17 protein-coding genes are annotated in these 16,036 nt (G+C 71.9%); 9 read left to right on the forward strand and 8 right to left on the reverse strand.

Going from position 1 to position 16,036, the window contains the following annotated elements:
• Positions 1 to 3: 3 nt before the first annotated feature.
• The 4 genes from nadC to AB0D48_RS13530 are packed head-to-tail and all read right to left on the reverse strand — an operon-like array spanning position 4 to position 4,617.
• Entirely contained in the window at positions 4 to 972 is a 969-nt protein-coding gene (gene nadC, locus AB0D48_RS13515) for a carboxylating nicotinate-nucleotide diphosphorylase (protein WP_362394838.1), read from the reverse strand.
• A gap of 2 nt (positions 973 to 974) precedes the next feature.
• Positions 975 to 2,723 carry an L-aspartate oxidase gene (locus tag AB0D48_RS13520; protein WP_362394841.1) on the reverse strand — a complete coding sequence of 583 codons (1,749 nt, stop codon included), beginning with the start codon at positions 2,721 to 2,723 and terminating at the stop codon, positions 975 to 977.
• A complete protein-coding gene (gene panC / locus AB0D48_RS13525) occupies positions 2,720 to 3,715 on the reverse strand; it encodes a pantoate--beta-alanine ligase (protein ID WP_362394844.1) in 996 nt (331 codons plus the stop codon). Before panC ends, AB0D48_RS13520 begins: the two co-directional genes overlap by 4 nt.
• Positions 3,712 to 4,617: a DUF2520 domain-containing protein gene (locus tag AB0D48_RS13530; protein ID WP_362394847.1), complete on the reverse strand. Its 906-nt coding sequence runs from the start codon at positions 4,615 to 4,617 to the stop codon at positions 3,712 to 3,714. Before AB0D48_RS13530 ends, panC begins: the two co-directional genes overlap by 4 nt.
• Positions 4,618 to 4,715: 98 nt before the next feature.
• On the opposite strand from AB0D48_RS13530, the gene AB0D48_RS13535 reads away from it, so the two are divergent.
• From AB0D48_RS13535 to AB0D48_RS13565, 7 genes are all read left to right on the forward strand, one after another.
• The gene (locus AB0D48_RS13535; protein ID WP_362394849.1) at positions 4,716 to 5,837 is read left to right on the forward strand and encodes a beta-eliminating lyase-related protein; all 1,122 of its coding nucleotides are present in this window, start codon (positions 4,716 to 4,718) and stop codon (positions 5,835 to 5,837) included.
• A gap of 300 nt (positions 5,838 to 6,137) precedes the next feature.
• Positions 6,138 to 6,323, forward strand: coding sequence for a DUF397 domain-containing protein (locus tag AB0D48_RS13540; RefSeq protein WP_362394852.1), 186 nt, complete (start codon positions 6,138 to 6,140; stop codon positions 6,321 to 6,323).
• Between the two features lie 97 nt (positions 6,324 to 6,420).
• Complete coding sequence (locus AB0D48_RS13545) at positions 6,421 to 6,987, forward strand: hypothetical protein (protein WP_362394972.1); 567 nt, start codon at positions 6,421 to 6,423, stop codon at positions 6,985 to 6,987.
• Between the two features lie 13 nt (positions 6,988 to 7,000).
• On the forward strand, positions 7,001 to 7,168 hold the full coding sequence (locus AB0D48_RS13550; protein WP_362394855.1) for a hypothetical protein: 168 nt from the start codon (positions 7,001 to 7,003) through the stop codon (positions 7,166 to 7,168).
• A gap of 108 nt (positions 7,169 to 7,276) precedes the next feature.
• Positions 7,277 to 7,762 carry a BlaI/MecI/CopY family transcriptional regulator gene (locus AB0D48_RS13555; protein WP_362394858.1) on the forward strand — a complete coding sequence of 162 codons (486 nt, stop codon included), beginning with the start codon at positions 7,277 to 7,279 and terminating at the stop codon, positions 7,760 to 7,762.
• Positions 7,763 to 7,773: 11 nt separating this feature from the next.
• Positions 7,774 to 8,304 (forward strand): amino-acid N-acetyltransferase, encoded by a 531-nt coding sequence (locus AB0D48_RS13560; protein WP_362394861.1) that lies wholly within the window; start codon positions 7,774 to 7,776, stop codon positions 8,302 to 8,304.
• Between the two features lie 165 nt (positions 8,305 to 8,469).
• Positions 8,470 to 8,808, forward strand: coding sequence for an Lsr2 family protein (locus AB0D48_RS13565; protein WP_362394864.1), 339 nt, complete (start codon positions 8,470 to 8,472; stop codon positions 8,806 to 8,808).
• On the opposite strand, the gene AB0D48_RS13570 is transcribed toward AB0D48_RS13565, so the two are convergent.
• Positions 8,787 to 9,371 carry an SCO3374 family protein gene (locus AB0D48_RS13570; protein WP_362394867.1) on the reverse strand — a complete coding sequence of 195 codons (585 nt, stop codon included), beginning with the start codon at positions 9,369 to 9,371 and terminating at the stop codon, positions 8,787 to 8,789. The two genes, AB0D48_RS13565 and AB0D48_RS13570, sit on opposite strands and share 22 nt — an antisense overlap.
• 475 nt (positions 9,372 to 9,846) lie before the next feature.
• On the opposite strand from AB0D48_RS13570, the gene AB0D48_RS13575 reads away from it, so the two are divergent.
• The gene (locus tag AB0D48_RS13575) at positions 9,847 to 12,372 is read left to right on the forward strand and encodes an ATP-dependent Clp protease ATP-binding subunit (protein ID WP_328926962.1); all 2,526 of its coding nucleotides are present in this window, start codon (positions 9,847 to 9,849) and stop codon (positions 12,370 to 12,372) included.
• A gap of 82 nt (positions 12,373 to 12,454) precedes the next feature.
• Here the strand turns inward: AB0D48_RS13575 and AB0D48_RS13580 are convergent, their stop codons facing one another.
• The 3 genes from AB0D48_RS13580 to AB0D48_RS13590 all read right to left on the reverse strand — a co-directional run bounded on the left by AB0D48_RS13580 (position 12,455) and on the right by AB0D48_RS13590 (position 15,030).
• Complete coding sequence (locus AB0D48_RS13580) at positions 12,455 to 12,604, reverse strand: hypothetical protein (RefSeq protein WP_362394871.1); 150 nt, start codon at positions 12,602 to 12,604, stop codon at positions 12,455 to 12,457.
• Between the two features lie 129 nt (positions 12,605 to 12,733).
• Positions 12,734 to 14,353 carry an NACHT domain-containing protein gene (locus AB0D48_RS13585; protein ID WP_362394874.1) on the reverse strand — a complete coding sequence of 540 codons (1,620 nt, stop codon included), beginning with the start codon at positions 14,351 to 14,353 and terminating at the stop codon, positions 12,734 to 12,736.
• 59 nt (positions 14,354 to 14,412) lie between these two features.
• Positions 14,413 to 15,030, reverse strand: a complete 618-nt coding sequence (locus tag AB0D48_RS13590) for a hypothetical protein (RefSeq protein ID WP_362394877.1) — start codon at positions 15,028 to 15,030, stop codon at positions 14,413 to 14,415.
• A 343-nt stretch (positions 15,031 to 15,373) separates the two neighbouring features.
• Here AB0D48_RS13590 and AB0D48_RS13595 point away from each other — a divergent pair, with 343 nt between their 5' ends.
• On the forward strand, positions 15,374 to 16,021 hold the full coding sequence (locus tag AB0D48_RS13595; protein WP_362394880.1) for a M23 family metallopeptidase: 648 nt from the start codon (positions 15,374 to 15,376) through the stop codon (positions 16,019 to 16,021).
• Positions 16,022 to 16,036: the final 15 nt, after the last annotated feature.

The raw sequence follows: 16,036 nt of genomic DNA on the forward strand, positions 1-16,036 counted from the left end.
GGGTTACACCGCCTCGCGCAGATCGAGGCCGATGTCCAGGATCGGCGAGGAGTGGGTCAGCCCGCCGACGGCCAGGTAGTCCACCCCGGTCTCCGCGTACGCCCGGGCGGTGTCCAGGGTCAGGCGGCCCGAGGACTCCAGCACCGCGCGCCCGGCCACCAGGGCCACGGCCTCGGCGGTCTGCTCGACCGTGAAGTTGTCCAGCAGGATCAGGTCGGCGCCCGCCTCCAGGACCTCGCCGATCTGCTCCAGGGTGTCGACCTCGACCTCGATCGGGACGTCCGGGAAGGACTCCCGTACGGCCTTGAAGGCCTGCGCGACGCCGCCCGCCGCCACCACGTGGTTGTCCTTGACCAGGGCGGCGTCCGACAGTGACATCCGGTGGTTGACGCCGCCGCCGCAGCGCACCGCGTACTTCTCCAGCGCGCGCAGGCCCGGGGTGGTCTTGCGGGTGTCGCGGACCTTGGCCTTCGTGCCCTCCAGCACGTCCGCCCAGCGGCGGGTGGCGGTCGCGATGCCGGACAGCCGGCACATGATGTTCAGCGCGCTGCGCTCCGCCGTGAGCAGGTCGCGGGTGCGCGAGCGCACGGACAGCAGCAGCTGCCCGGCCGTGACGGTGTCGCCGTCCTCCGCGTGCCGCTCCACCTCGAAGGCCTCCGTGCAGACCACGGAGAACACGGCCTCGGCGATGCGCAGACCGGCCACGACGCCGTCCTCGCGCGCGACGAAGTCGGCGATCGCCTCGGCCTCCTCGGGCACGGTCGCGACGGTGGTGACGTCGACACCGCCGTCCAGGTCCTCGGAGAGCGCCATGTGGGCGATGTCCTCGACCTCGACGGGGTCCAGGCCCGCGTCCGCGAGCAGCTGGGCCAGCGCCGGGTCGAGGCCGCTCTCCTCGCCGTCACCGCAGGCGCAGTCGTCGCCGCAGCCGCCGTCGTTCTGGTCGATCAGGGGAAGTTCGGGGGTGCTCACGGTCACTGCTCCAGGCTCTGGGTACTCGGGGGGACGTGCACGGACGGGAAGTCCGCGGAGTCGGTGGGGACGACGACCAGGGCGCGCTTCTCGGTCGCCGAGAGCCGGACGACGAGATGGCGGCGCCAGGCGGCGTCGTCCCGGTCCGGATGGTCTTCGCGCCAGTGGCAGCCGCGGGTCTCCACGCGCCGCTGCGCGGCGGCGACCAGCACCCGGGCCACGCACAACAGGTTCGTGGCCTCCCAGGTGTCCACCCCCGGTTCGGCGGTCTTGCCGTGCGCTTCGAGGTTGTTCAGGGCGGTGGCGTACAGGCCTTCGAGCGCCTCGGCGGCCGTACGCAGCGACTCGGCCGAGCGCAGCACGCCCGCGCCGTCCGTCATGATCCGCTGGATCTCGTACCGCGCCTCGGCGGGCTGCAGCGGGCCGGTCGAGGGGACCGGTATGCCAGGGCCGTTGCCGGTGCGCGCCTGCGCGGTGATGTCGTCGGCGATCCTCTCGGCGAAGACCAGGCCCTCCAGCAGGGAGTTGGAGGCCAGCCGGTTCGCGCCGTGCACACCGGTGCAGGCGACCTCGCCGCACGCGTACAGGCCGGGGACGGTGGTGCGCCCGTGCAGGTCGGTCCGTACGCCGCCGGACGCGTAGTGCGCGGCAGGTGCGACCGGGATCGGCTCGGTCACCGGGTCGATGCCGTGCGCGCGGCAGGAGGCGAGGATGGTCGGGAAGCGCTGCTCCCACATCTCGGCGCCGAAGTGCCGGGCGTCCAGGTACATGTGCCGCGCGCCCTGCTCCTGCATGCGGCGCATGATGCCCTTGGCGACGATGTCGCGCGGGGCCAGCTCCGCGAGCTCGTGCCGGCCCAGCATGAAGCGGACGCCGTCCGCGTCGACGAGGTACGCGCCCTCGCCGCGCACCGCCTCCGACACCAGGGGCTGCTGTCCCTCGGCGTCCGGGCCGAGGAAGAGCACCGTGGGGTGGAACTGGACGAACTCCAGGTCCGAGACCTCGGCCCCGGCGCGCAGTGCGAGCGCCACCCCGTCGCCCGTCGACACCGACGGGTTGGTGGTGGCGGAGAAGACCTGGCCCATGCCGCCGGTCGCGAGGATCACGGCGGGCGCGTGGACGGCGCCGACCCCGTCGTGCTGGCCCTCGCCCATGACGTGCAGCGTGACACCGGCGGTACGGCCCTGCACGTCCTGGAGCAGGTCCAGTACGAGCGCGTTCTCGACCGTACGGATCCCCGCGGCCTGCACGGCTTCGACCAGCGCCCGGGAGATCTCCGCTCCGGTGGCGTCGCCGCCCGCGTGCGCGATCCGGCGGCGGTGGTGGCCGCCCTCTCGGGTCAGCTCTATCTCGCCGGTCTCGGTGGAGGTGTCGAAGACGGCGCCGGTGGCGATCAGCCGGCGGACGGCGTCCGGGCCCTCGGTGACGAGGAGCCGGACGGCGGCCTCGTCGCACAGGCCCGCGCCCGCGACCAGGGTGTCGTCCAGGTGCTGCTCGGGGGTGTCGCCCTCGCCGAGGGCCGCGGCGATCCCGCCCTGGGCCCAGCGGGTGGAGCCGTCGTCGAGCCGTGCCTTGGTGACCACGACCGTACGGCGGCCGGCGGCGGCGCAGCGCAGCGCGGCGGTCAGCCCGGCGACGCCCGAGCCGACGACCACGACGTCGGCGTCGACGGACCAGCCGGGGGCGGGTGCGTGCAGCCGTATGCCGGTGCCTGCGCCGCCCGACCGGGGGTCTCTGCCTGGGGTGCTCACGAATGTGCTCCGAATTCCAGTGGGATGTTGTCGATCAGCCGGGTCGTGCCGACCTTCGCGGCGACGGCCAGGACGGCCTGCCCGGTGAACCCGGAACCGGCCTCGGTGAAGTCCTGCGGGTCCACCAGCGCCACATAGTCCAGCTGGAGCGGCGGCTCGTGCCGGCCCGCCTCCTCCAGGATGTGCTGCGCCGCGGCCCGTACGGCGTCCGGCAGCCCGCAGCCCGCCGCCGACACGGCGTGCGCGTCCGCCGAGGCGCGGATCTCGCCGAGCTTCGCCAGCGCGCTGGCCCGCTCGTCGCTGGCCGGGGCGGCCTCGGCGCGGGCCCGCAGCGCCGCCTGCGCGGCGAGCCGGTCGCGTCCGGCGAACAGGGCGCGGGACAGGGCCAGGGCGGTGCGCCGCTCGGCGGGGGAGAGGTAGCGGTTGCGGGACGACAGCGCCAGCCCGTCCTCCTCGCGGACGGTCGGTACGCCGACCACCTCGACGGGGAAGTTCAGGTCGGTCACCATGCGCCGGATCAGGGCCAGTTGCTGCGCGTCCTTCTGGCCGAAGAGGGCCAGGTCGGGGCGGGTGAGGTGGAGCAGCTTGGCGACGACGGTCAGCATGCCGTCGAAGTGGCCGGGGCGGGTGGCCCCTTCGAGGCGCTCGCCCATGGGGCCGGCGCTGATCCGCACCTGCGGGTCGCCGCCAGGGTAGACCTCGTCGACGGCGGGGGCGAACACCGCGTCGGCTCCCGCTTCTTGGGCGATCCGCCGGTCGGCGTCGAGGGTGCGCGGGTAGCGGTCGAGGTCCTCGTTCGCCCCGAACTGCAGGGGATTGACGAAGACGGTGACGACGACCTGCCCGCCGGGGCCGGCCTGTTCGCGGGCGGTGCGGATGAGGGTGGCGTGGCCCTCGTGCAGGGCGCCCATGGTCATCACCACGGCCCGGCGGCCGGTGCGCGGGAGCCCGTGGAGCTCCTCGGCGGTGTGCAGCAGCAGGGGTTCGCTCATCGGGCGTCGCCGTCCTCGTCCGCGAGGACGCCGAGCAGGTCCTCGGCGAGCTCGGGCTTGAGCAGACCGTGCGCGAGGGCCCGGTCGGCGGTGGTGCGGGCCATGGCCAGGTATCCGGCGACCGTGCCGGGCGCGTGCTTGCGCAGCTCCGAGACGTGCGCGGCGACCGTGCCGGCGTCGCCGCGGGCCACCGGCCCGGTCAGGGCGGCGTCACCGGAGCGCAGCGCGTTGTCGAGGGCGGCGCCGAGCAGCGGGCCGAGCATCCGGTCGGGGTGCTCGACCCCGGCCATGCGCAGCAGCTCCATCGACTGGGCGACCAGGGTGACCAGGTGGTTCGCGCCGAGGGCGAGGGCCGCGTGGTAGAGCGGGCGGTCGTCCTCCGCGATCCACTCGGGCTCCCCGCCCATCTCGATGACCAGGGCCTCGGCGGCGAGCCGCAGCTCCGGGGGGGCGGTCACGCCGAAGGAGCAGCCGGCCAGGCGCTGCACGTCGACCTCGGTACCGGTGAAGGTCATCGCGGGGTGCAGGGCCAGGGGCAGCGCGCCCGCGCGCCGGGCCGGGTCGAGCACGGAGGTCCCGTACCGCCCGGAGGTGTGGACGAGGAGCTGTCCCGGCCGGATCGCACCGGTCTCGGCGAGCCCCTCGACGAGGGACGGCAGCGCGTCGTCCGGCACCGTGAGGAGGACCAGGTCGGCGAGCTCGAACACCTGTGCCGGTGGGACGAGGGGCACGTCGGGCAGCATCCGCGCGGCGCGGCGCACCGAGGCGTCGGAGACGCCGGAGACGGCGACGGGCCGGTGTCCGGCCTGCTGGAGCGCGCGGGCCAGCGCGGGGCCGACCCGGCCGGCTCCGACGACGCCGACCGCCAGCCGGGCAGGGCGTGGCTGCTGTGTTGGGTTCACGCGGGGAGGGCCTTCCGTTCCAGTCCGCGGGGGGTACCGGACGATACGCCGCCATGCTAGCCCCTGGGCCCTTTGGCCGGTCGGCGATGATTCGGGCCATGGATGAGGACACCGAGCGGGACAAGCGGCAGGTGGCGGCCTGGCGGGCGGCGGAGCGCAAGCTCTCCGGCTCCCTGCGTGAGCCCACGATGGCGGAGCTGCTTGCCCCGCTCGCCGGGGCCCCGTACGACATGGACCAGCCCGCCGACGTGTACGGCGACGGGATCGTCGACGTACTGGAGCGGCGTGTCGCGGAGCTGCTGGGCACCGAGGACGCGGCGTTCTTCCCGACCGGGACGATGGCGCAGCAGGTCGCGCTGCGGTGCTGGGCCGGGCGGACCGGGAACCCGGTGGTGGCGCTGCACCCGATGAGCCATCCGGAGCGCTGGGAGGGGGGCGCGCTCTCGACGGTCTCCGGGCTCCGGGTGGCGCACCCGACGACGGAGGCCCGCCAGCCGTCGGCGGCGGAGGTCTCCGGTCTCGCGGAGCCGTTCGGCACGCTGATGCTCGAGCTGCCCCTGCGGGACGCGGGCTTCCTCCTGCCGACGTGGGAGGAACTGGAGGAGCTGGTCGGCGCGGCCCGGGACCGGGAGGCGGTGGTGCACTTCGACGGGGCCCGGCTGTGGGAGTCCACGGTCCATTTCGGCCGCCCGCTGACGGAGATCGCGGGGCTGGCCGACTCGGTCTACGTCTCGTTCTACAAGTCGCTCGGCGGGCTGAGCGGGGCGGCCCTGGCCGGGGCCCGGGGCTTCGTGGAGGAGACCAGGGTCTGGCGACACCGGTACGGGGGCCAGGTCTTCCGCCAGTTCCCGCAGGCCCTCGCGGCGCTGGCCGGGCTGGAGGGGGAACTTCCGCGGCTGCCGTCGTACGTCGCGCAGGCGCGGCTGGTGGCGGCCGCGCTGGGCCCGGCGCTCACCGCGTCGGGGATCCCCTGGTTCCGGATCAACCCGGAAGAGCCGCACACGCACCAGTTCCAGGTGTGGCTGCCGTACGAGGCGGACCGGCTGACCGAGGCGGGCGTCCGCACGGCGGAGGAGACGGGCCGGGTCCTGTTCCGCCGCTGGTCCCCGACGTCCACACCAGGTGTGTCGATGACCGAGATCGAAGTCACGACCCCGGGCCTGTCCTGGACCCCGTCGGACGTGACCTCGGCGGTATCGGAATTCACGGCCCGCCTGTGAGCCGCGTGTGAGCCCGACCGGCGTTCGAGGCCAAACCCAGCCCCGTCGGCGTTCGAGGCGCGGGGTCTGGGGCGGAGCCCCGGGTCTTTGAGCGCCGCGCGCGATCGCGGGGTCCGGGGGCGGAGCCCCGGGAAAACGGAGAAGGGGCGGGGCGGGGACCAGCTCCGCGCAGCGGCCCCCGCGCGCACCCGTAAGGCCAGTGGTGCGAAACTCCGAATTACCGGGAAGTCACGGGTCCGGGCCGGTCACGGAGATAACGTCTCCACGGAATGACCGGCGACCGTGCCCGGAGGAGACACCATGACCGCTCAGCCCACGTGGCAGAAGTCCTCGTTCTGCGGAGAGGAAGACGCCTGCGTCTACGTCTCCGCCGCACCCGGCACCCTGGTGCGCGTCGCCGACCACGCCGACCCCGCGCACCTGGTCCTCGCCACGACCCAGGCCGCCTGGACCGAATTCCTCCGCGCGGTCAAAGAGACCGGCTGAGGGACCCGCCGCGCCGAGACCGCTCACCCTCAGGGGATTTTGTCCGATTAGCGCGTATCTTCGGCCCATGCCCACGCCCTACGGATCCCGCGGCGGCATGGCGTTCAGTGCCGCTGAGCTGCACGTGCTCAGGCGCTCGCTCGCCCACGCCCTTCAGTCCTCCTCGGTTCCCCTCGCGGCCGAGGAGGTCCAGGACTGCCTGCGCCTCGCGCAGTCGGTGGACGACGTGGTCCAGGAGGCGGCCCGGCTCAGAGCCTTCCTCGTCGAGGATCTGGCCCGCTACCGGGGCGCTCTGCCGGGCAGCCTCTCCGGCTACCTGGAACTCCTGCAGGACGCCCTCGCCGCCGGTTACGAGCCCGTACCCGACGACCTCGCCGCACTCCGCGCCCTGCGCGCCAACCCGGTCGCGGCCGCGCTGCTGGACCGCGCCCAGGCCGTCGCGGAGCGCTCCGTACGCCGGCGGCTTTCGACCGCCCCCGCGCCCCGGACCCGGCTGCTGGCCCTGGCCGGCGGACGGGACGGGCAGCCGGACCGCCCGGCGCCCCAGCCCAAGGAGCCGCCGCGCCCCCCACAGCCCGGGCGGCCCGTCCCGACGCCCGGCGAGGTGTTCCCGCCGCGCCGCAAGCCCACCCCGCCCCCGGCGGCCGAGCGCGCCGCCATGTAGCTACGCTGAGGACATGGACTACGTCTCCGCGCTCGTGCCCCCCGTCGTGATGGCCGCGTTCTTCATCGCTCTCGTCGTGACGATCGTGAAGAGCCAGGGCGGCGCCAACAAGGCCAAGGAGGACGCGGCGGTCGACGCCGTGATCGCCCGGGCCGAGGCCACCCGCCAGCCTCAGAAGTAGAACCCTTCGGGTATCGGGCGCAGGGCCTCGGGCTCCGCGCCCGGTTTTTTTGCGCGCGGGCGAGCGAATAGTCGGGCAATTACCCACAAGCCGCACTATCGTGCTGTTGTGCCTCGCCCCCTGGGAGAACTCGAAGACGCCGTGATGACGCGGGTGTGGCAGTGGAACCGCCCGGTCACCGTTCGAGAAGTGCTGGAAGACCTTCAGCAGGAACGGTCCATCGCGTACACCACGGTCATGACCGTTATGGACAATCTTCATCAGAAGGGCTGGGTCCGCCGGGAAGCGGAAGGCCGCGCCTATCGATATACGGCGGTCTCGACCCGTGCCGCCTACTCGGCCGCACTGATGAACGAAGCCTGGTCGACGAGCGACAACCCCGCGGCCGCTCTCGTCGCCTTCTTCGGCATGATGTCCGCGGAACAGCGGGAAGCCCTCCGGGACGCCGTCCGAATCGTCCAGCACGATGACGAGGCCGCCGAGGCGTCCGAGTCCGCCGAGTCCGCCGCCGGGGCGGCGGCCGCGCCCGAAGCCCCCGCGCCGGCCGAAGCCGAGGGGGACTCCACCGAGCGTCCGGACGCGCCGGGGCGATAACGTCCGGGGCCATGGGAGAGTTTTCCGCTGCGCATGCAGAAACAGTGACGATCCGCCGTGCCCGCACCGGTGATGTTCCCGCGCTGCGGCGCCTGCTCGACCAGTACGTGCAGCAGCGGATCCTGCTCGACAAAGCCCCGGTCGTCCTTTACGAGGACATCCAGGAGTTCTGGGTCGCGGAACGCGACTCCGACGGCCAGGTCGTCGGCTGCGGAGCTCTCCACGTGATGTGGGAAGACCTCGCCGAAGTACGCACTCTCGCGGTCGACCGCGACTTGAAGGGCGCCGGCGTCGGCCATCAGGTGCTGGAGCAGTTGTTGCGGACGGCCCGCACGCTCGGGGTGAGCCGGGTTTTCTGCCTCACCTTCGAAGTGGACTTCTTCGCGAAGCACGGCTTCGTCGAGATCGGTGAGACCCCGGTCGAGACCGATGTCTACATGGAGCTCCTGCGTTCCTATGACGAGGGTGTCGCCGAGTTCCTCGGTCTCGAACGAGTGAAGCCGAACACCTTGGGCAACAGCCGGATGCTTCTGCACCTCTGAACGATCACCGCGGCTTTTCCGGCGCTCCGCCCGCCTGTGGCCTATGTCCGAATCGCGCACGTTTCCCGCCCTGTTGCGGTCTCGAACCTCTCGCCGGGGGTTTGTGTTTTCCAGGCAAAAGCGGTTTCCTTTCCGCGTACTGCTTTTCGATGAAAGGAAATCCCGGTGGCACAGAAGGTTCAGGTCCTTCTTGTCGACGACCTCGACGGTGGCGAGGCGGACGAGACGGTGACGTTCGCTCTGGACGGCAAGACCTACGAGATCGACCTCACCACCGCCAACGCTGAAAAGCTCCGCGGTCTGCTCGACCCGTACACCAAGGGCGGCCGCCGCACCGGTGGGCGCGCCACCGCGGCCCGCGCCAAGGGCCGCGCCTCCGCGACGGCCGGTAACCCGGACACCGCCGAGATCCGCGCGTGGGCGAAGGAGAACGGTTACAACGTGAACGACCGCGGCCGCGTCCCGGCCGAGATCCGCGAGGCCTACGAGAAGGCCAAGGGCTGACCGGACCGGATCGTGCGGCGCCGAAGGCGGGCGCGGTGGCATTCCGTCGCCGCGGCGGCCACCAGGCGTACGAGATCGGGTCGACGGGTGGGCCCGGTGCCCTCCCCGAGGCCCGGCAGGGCGGGCAGCAGTGCCTCACACCCCTGCTCGGGGGGTCGCAGCCACACGGCGGCTCCCCGAGGGTCCGGGGCCTGTCCGGGGGGAGCGGGGGCGGTGATCCGGCCACCCGCACCCAGGGCGGCGAGATCCAGGGCGACCCCGCCCCAGTCCAGCCAGTCGAGCAGCCCCTCCAGCTCCTCTGCGCTCCCCGCGGCCACCAGGAACCGCATCCGGCGCCCCATGAGGGCCACCGGCCCGGTGACGACGGGCCTGTCCAGCAGCGCCGCCCCCGCGTCGGACGGCAGCTCCAGTACGTCGAACCGGGTCCCCGTGACGAGCTGGACCGGCGGGCCGCCCGTGACGGTCCAGCCGAGCACCCGCTGGTACCAGGAGGCGTACGCGGCCTCCTCGGCCGGGACGCGGGGCAGCGGGACGGTGGGGGCGCCAACGGTGCTGAGGACCATGTCCGGAGCAACTCCCCGCACGGCTCCGGGTTACGGCCGGGGTTACGGTCGATGTGACACACGGCATCCGTTTCAATGCGGAACGTAAACATCCGCAGGGGTGGAGTCCCACATTCGGGACGGAAGTGTGTTCGCCCTTAGCGGAGGGAACCGGTGCCACCGGCATGGAGTGTCAGTCCTTACGGGTAAGACATTCCTAGTGGATCGGGGCGACACGCTGATTTGACGGGCTTCCGTTCGCCATCGGCGTACACGCATGACGGGTATCTGCCTGGCCTGCGGGAACATCGTCTCGCACCATCGGGTTGGAGCAGTAGTCGGCTCTTCAAGCCGGTTTTCCTCGCAGATGTGGGGGTGAGCCGTGGACGGATGTCGGCAGTTGGAATGAGCTGTCCCGCCCCGCGGGACTAGCATGCGGAAGGACAGGGCGGGGACCGACCCCGAACTGCCCGACCGCTCTGAGGAGCGATAAACGATGTTCGAGAGGTTCACCGACCGCGCGCGGCGGGTTGTCGTCCTGGCTCAGGAAGAAGCCCGGATGCTCAACCACAACTACATCGGCACCGAGCACATCCTCCTGGGCTTGATCCACGAGGGTGAGGGTGTCGCCGCTAAGGCCCTGGAGAGCCTCGGGATTTCGCTCGAGGCTGTTCGCCAGCAGGTTGAGGAGATCATCGGTCAGGGGCAGCAGGCCCCGTCCGGCCACATCCCCTTCACCCCGCGGGCGAAGAAGGTCCTGGAGCTTTCGCTCCGAGAGGCCCTCCAGCTCGGCCACAACTACATCGGCACCGAGCACATCCTGCTCGGCCTGATCCGCGAGGGCGAGGGCGTCGCCGCCCAGGTCCTCGTGAAGCTGGGCGCCGATCTCAACCGAGTCCGGCAGCAGGTCATCCAGCTGCTCTCCGGCTACACCGGCGGAGGCAAGGAGTCGGCCACGGCCGGCGGCCCGGCCGAGGGCACTCCCTCGACCTCGCTCGTCCTGGACCAGTTCGGCCGCAACCTCACCCAGGCGGCCCGCGAATCCAAGCTCGACCCGGTCATCGGGCGCGAGAAGGAGATCGAGCGGGTCATGCAGGTGCTGTCCCGCCGTACCAAGAACAACCCGGTCCTCATCGGCGAGCCCGGCGTCGGCAAGACCGCCGTCGTCGAGGGCCTGGCCCAGGCGATCGTCAAGGGCGAGGTCCCCGAGACCCTCAAGGACAAGCACCTCTACACGCTTGACCTGGGTGCCCTGGTCGCCGGTTCCCGCTACCGCGGTGACTTCGAGGAGCGCCTGAAGAAGGTGCTCAAGGAGATCCGCACCCGCGGCGACATCATCCTGTTCATCGACGAGCTCCACACCCTTGTGGGTGCGGGTGCCGCCGAGGGCGCGATCGACGCCGCCAGCATCCTCAAGCCCATGCTGGCCCGTGGTGAGCTCCAGACCATCGGTGCCACGACGCTGGACGAGTACCGCAAGCACCTCGAGAAGGACGCGGCCCTCGAGCGCCGCTTCCAGCCGATCCAGGTGGCGGAGCCTTCCCTCCCCCACACGATCGAGATCCTCAAGGGCCTGCGCGACCGCTACGAGGCCCACCACCGCGTCTCCATCACGGACGAGGCCCTCGTCCAGGCGGCGACGCTGGCGGACAGGTACATCTCGGACCGCTTCCTCCCGGACAAGGCGATCGACCTGATCGACGAGGCCGGCTCCCGGATGCGCATCCGCCGGATGACCGCGCCGCCGGACCTCCGCGAGTTCGACGAGAAGATCGCGGCCGTGCGCCGCGACAAGGAGTCGGCCATCGACTCCCAGGACTTCGAGAAGGCGGCGTCTCTCCGCGACAAGGAGAAGCAGCTGCTGGCGGCGAAGGCCAAGCGCGAGAAGGAATGGAAGGCCGGCGACATGGACGTCGTCGCCGAGGTCGACGGCGAGCTCATCGCCGAGGTCCTCGCGACCGCGACCGGCATTCCCGTCTTCAAGCTCACCGAGGAGGAGTCCTCGCGACTGCTCCGCATGGAGGACGAGCTCCACCGTCGGGTCATCGGCCAGAAGGACGCCATCAAGGCGCTCTCGCAGGCGATCCGCCGTACCCGTGCGGGTCTGAAGGACCCGAAGCGCCCGGGTGGCTCGTTCATCTTCGCCGGTCCGTCCGGTGTCGGTAAGACCGAGCTCTCCAAGACGCTCGCCGAATTCCTCTTCGGCGACGAGGACGCGCTGATCTCCCTCGACATGTCGGAGTTCAGCGAGAAGCACACGGTTTCCCGTCTCTTCGGTTCGCCCCCCGGCTACGTGGGCTACGAAGAGGGCGGCCAGCTCACCGAGAAGGTGCGCCGGAAGCCGTTCTCCGTCGTCCTCTTCGACGAGGTCGAGAAGGCCCACCCGGATATCTTCAATTCCCTTCTCCAGATCCTGGAGGACGGTCGCCTGACCGACTCCCAGGGCCGGGTCGTGGACTTCAAGAACACGGTCATCATCATGACGACCAACCTGGGTACCCGGGACATCTCGAAGGGCTTCAACCTGGGCTTCGCGGCTCAGGGCGACACCAAGACCGGCTACGAGCGGATGAAGGCGAAGGTCAACGAAGAGCTCAAGCAGCACTTCCGGCCCGAGTTCCTCAACCGCGTCGACGACACGGTCGTCTTCCACCAGCTCACCGAGGAAGACATCATCCAGATCGTCGACCTGATGATCGCGAAGGTCGACGAGCGCCTGAAGGACCGCGACATGGGCATCGAGCTGAGCGGTGACGCGAAGCTCCTGCTCGCCAAGCGCGGCTACGACCCGATCATGGGTGCCCGGCCGCTGCGCCGGACCATCCAGCGCGAGATCGAGGACCTGCTGTCGGAGAAGATCCTCTTCGGCGAGCTGCGTCCCGGTCAGATCGTGGTCGTCGGCAAGGAGGGTGAGGGCGACGACGCCAAGTTCACCTTCCGCGGCGAGGAGAAGTCGGCTCTGCCGGACCTCCCCCCGATCGAGGCCACGGGCTCCGGCCCGGACCTGTCGAAGGGCGCGTGACCACCGCAGTCGGTAGCAGTACGAAGCGGTAGCAGTACGAAGGGGCGGCCCCGGGACCGAGAAGTCCCGGGGCCGCCCCTTTTCACGTGCGGGACAGGCTGATGTGCGAGGGCAGCACGGCGCGGAGGGCCCGCTCGTCGTACTTCCCGGCCAGGCTCAGTGAGCGCAGGCCGGGGAAGATCGCGGGCAGCCGGCGTGCGAGGTCCAGGGCACGGGCCAAGTTCCTGGGCACGTGCTGCGCCTCCACCGAGGGCATGCACAGGCCGTCGGGGGCGAGGCCGAGGGCCGAGTCCGGTACGGCCAGCTCGGCCAGCTCCGTGAGCAGGGCGAGCTCTTCCCACTCGCCCGGGTGGCGTGGGGCTTAGCACTCCCCGAGGGCGACGGACCGCAGCCCGCGGTGACGGGACAGGCCGACGGGGCCCGCGTGCTCGGGCGTCACCGATTGACCTCGGCGGCGTACCTGCGGGTCTCGAAGCTCGGCCAGAGCCTGGTCAGCTCCGCGCGGACCTCGTAGGAGGGGTGGCCGCCGTAACCGGCCAGGAACGGGATCGCGCGCTCCGAGAGCACCCCGCCCGCGGCCTGGACCGTGTACAGGGCCGCCGCGCCCTCGGGGGATTCCTCGGGCGGTGGGAGCAGTTCCAGGACGAGGCGGCCCGATCCGCCCCAGCTCGTGCGCCGTGCCCACGCTGGTGGGCGGGACGAGCCGGCCCGCCTGGCGCTCCACCTCGGCGCGCAGTACGGGGTCCAGCTCGGCCGCGTACTCCAGGGAGGCCAGGGCGAGCAGGACCGACCGGTGCGAGCCGCGGGCCAGCAGCTTCCGGATGATCTCGGCGCGGTCCCGGGGGCGGCCCTGGGCCACCGCCATCCGGATCACGTCCTCCCAGTGGTCGTCGTCCGCGTGGGCGGCCAGCTCGCCGAGGCCGCCCTCGTCCAGGGCGGCCCGGGCACCCAGGAAGTCCTGGAAGGTGCGGTGGACGAACTCGACGGTGTCCGCAGTGGGCGCCCGCAGGAGGCCGGTGCGCTCCAGGAAGTGCCGGAACACCGCCGGGGCCTCGCCCAGGGCGCGGACGGCGGGTACGGCGGGCAGCGCGTCCGCGATCAGGGTCTCGGCGCGTGCCCGGTCCAGCTCGGTACGGCCGTTGCGGATCAGCCAGTACGCGAGCCGCTGGAGCAGCTGGAGCTGCGGCTCCTCGGCCGGCTCCGGCAGGCGCAGGCCCCGCTGCGGTCCCGGCGGTGCAGCAGCATCGACAGGGCGGCCGTGTAGAGCTCCTTGCGGCCCGAGGGCAGGAACCCGCGCCGTTCGCGGTGCAGGGCGCAGATGAGTCCGCACAGCAGCGGATTGGTGGCCAGCCGGGCCCAGGTCCGGCTTGGTGCGCAGGGAGTCCAGCAGCCGGGTCTCCAGGGCCGGGTCGACCGGTCCGGCGGCCGCGTGCCAGCGGGTGACGAAGGCGCGGACGTGGTCCCGGGTCATGGGGGTGAGGAGCACCTCCTCGAAGCCTTCCGCGGCCAGCCAGTCCTGCCGGACCGCCGAGGGCCGGGAGGTGACCAGCCAGTGGTTGTCCGGGTGGGCGGTGATCATGTCGGCGAGCCAGTCGCGGGCCCGGTCCCGCTCGGCCGCCGGGATCTCGTCGATGCCGTCGACGAGCAGCAGGGCCCGTCCGTCGCGCAGGACGCGGGCCTCCCAGCCCTCGGGGACCTCCCCGGCCAGCGGGGAGCCGGCCAGGAACTCGCGCGGGGAGGGCAGCCGCTCGCCGTGGCGCGTCAGGGCGCGCAGGGGCAGGACGAACGGGACGAGGCCCTCCCCGGGGCCCCGCGCGGTGGAGACGGCCAGCCACTGGATGAGGGTGGTCTTGCCGGATCCGGCTTCGCCGCGCAGCATGATCCGCTGGCACTCGGTGAGGAGCGCGTCGGCGGGCAGCGTCCGGCGGGCGACGCTCGCTGCCGGCTCGTCCGGCGCGACCCGGTCGGCCTCCAGCGACACGTACGCCGCGTCCAGCGGTCAGCGGGAGGAACCGGGGGCCAGATCCAGGCCGAAGATGGTCAGCGCGCTGTGGCGCCGGGCACGTAGTCCAGGTAGCGGTCCTCGAAGGCCGCGTCCCGCCCGTCCTGGCGGGGGATCCGGGTGAGGAGCTCGTCCACCTTGGCGATGGTCTCGGCGTGCAGCCGGCTCTGCTCCACGAGGGTCGCGGCCACGAAGGTGGAGCGCTGGGTGAAGAAGTTCAGGATGTGCAGGCAGGCCAGGTCCAACAGGCGCGCGTGGAACAGTTCGGCGTCCCGGGAGAGCCCGGGGGGCGGACCGGCGGCCAGGAGCTCGCGGGCGAAGGCGCGCGGTCCGAGGCGGACCGCCTCCACGTCCGAGAGGGTGAGGTCGCCCAGCGCGTGCAGGGTGGCGGCGAGGGCGGCTGCCACGCCCGCCTCCTCGCCGGGTGGGAGCGGGCGCTCGCCCGGGGCCCGTAAGGCCTCGCGCACCAGGCGGTCGGCGAGGAGCCGCAGGTCGGCGGCGCCGAGGCCGCGTTTCTCGCGCCAGGCCAGGTAGGAGGAGAGCCGCACCGGCCGGTCCACCAGGCCTGCGCCCGCGCCCTCCCCCTGGAAGAGCTTCTTGAGGAGGGGGGTCAGGACCCCCGAGGCTAGCCGGATCCCCGCAACCGATGCGTCCACGACGCTGGAGCGTAGTTGCGGGCTGCCGTCGGTCGCAGGTCTTCGGTCCGAAGGGAAGATCCAATAGCCCCGGGCCGGTGACAAGCCGCACAGGGCAAATCGGACCTACTAGGAACTTTCGTAGATCCAAACGTCCGATTTGCCCTACCACCGGCCCAGTAATGACGCGGTCAACAGGACGGACAGCCCCGGCCGTACCTACGGCCTCCGGTAGTAATCGGGAGGTTTGGGGATGTCAGGGGGCGCGGGTTACCAAGGGTGGGCAAGCCCGGCACACCGCTCAGCGTGCCGGGTCGCTTGATGCCCGATCCCGTCCTTGTCCCCGGCCCCGGAGGTCTCATTCATGTCCGCGAAGCGCGTCAACACCCCTCGTACCCGTATCGCCGTCGGTGTAACCGCTCTCGGTGCGGTGCTGGCTCTCGGGGCCGGGACGACCGCCGCGTTCGCCGACACGACGCAGACCGCCCTCGCCGGGACCGCCGAGCTGGTGGCCGAGCAGGCCACCGCCCAGGCCGCGAGCGCCAAGGCCGCGAGCACGAAGGCCGCGGGTGACAAGGCCGCCGCGAAGACCAGCCTCTGGGGCAAGCCGGTCGCCAAGTACACGCTGTCCGCGACCTTCGGCAAGGGCGGCAGCATGTGGTCGCACAAGCACTCCGGCCAGGACTTCGCCGTCCCGGTCGGCACCCCGGTCAAGGCCGCGGCCGCCGGCACCGTCGTCAAGGCGGGCCCCAACGGCGGCGGCGACGGCCCCGCGTACGGCAACGCCGTCGTGATCAAGCACGCGAACAACACGTACTCGCAGTACGCGCACCTCTCGAAGATCAAGGTCCGGATCGGCCAGAAGGTCGCCGTGAACCAGAACATCGCCCTGTCCGGCAACACCGGTAACTCCAGCGGCCCGCACCTGCACTTCGAGATCCGGACCACCCCGAACTACGGCACGGCCGTCAACCCGGTGGCCTTCCTGCGCAACGCCGGCGTCACCGTCTGACCCGGCCGGACCGGC

The sequence above is a fragment of the Streptomyces sp. NPDC048269 genome, from assembly GCF_040652395.1.
In the GTDB taxonomy this organism is placed as follows: domain Bacteria; phylum Actinomycetota; class Actinomycetes; order Streptomycetales; family Streptomycetaceae; genus Streptomyces.

What these genes read in the sequence shown, in the direction of transcription:
- AB0D48_RS13550 (WP_362394855.1), top strand. Translation starts at nt 7,001, where the DNA reads ATGGACTACGTCTCCGCGCTCGTGCCCCCCGTCGTGATGGCCGCGTTC.
- panC (WP_362394844.1), bottom strand. Translation starts at nt 3,715, where the DNA reads ATGAGCGAACCCCTGCTGCTGCACACCGCCGAGGAGCTCCACGGGCTC.
- AB0D48_RS13575 (WP_328926962.1), top strand. Translation starts at nt 9,847, where the DNA reads ATGTTCGAGAGGTTCACCGACCGCGCGCGGCGGGTTGTCGTCCTGGCT.
- AB0D48_RS13595 (WP_362394880.1), top strand. Translation starts at nt 15,374, where the DNA reads ATGTCCGCGAAGCGCGTCAACACCCCTCGTACCCGTATCGCCGTCGGT.
- AB0D48_RS13540 (WP_362394852.1), top strand. Translation starts at nt 6,138, where the DNA reads ATGACCGCTCAGCCCACGTGGCAGAAGTCCTCGTTCTGCGGAGAGGAA.
- AB0D48_RS13545 (WP_362394972.1), top strand. Translation starts at nt 6,421, where the DNA reads ATGGCGTTCAGTGCCGCTGAGCTGCACGTGCTCAGGCGCTCGCTCGCC.
- AB0D48_RS13570 (WP_362394867.1), bottom strand. Translation starts at nt 9,371, where the DNA reads ATGGTCCTCAGCACCGTTGGCGCCCCCACCGTCCCGCTGCCCCGCGTC.
- AB0D48_RS13560 (WP_362394861.1), top strand. Translation starts at nt 7,774, where the DNA reads ATGGGAGAGTTTTCCGCTGCGCATGCAGAAACAGTGACGATCCGCCGT.
- AB0D48_RS13535 (WP_362394849.1), top strand. Translation starts at nt 4,716, where the DNA reads ATGGATGAGGACACCGAGCGGGACAAGCGGCAGGTGGCGGCCTGGCGG.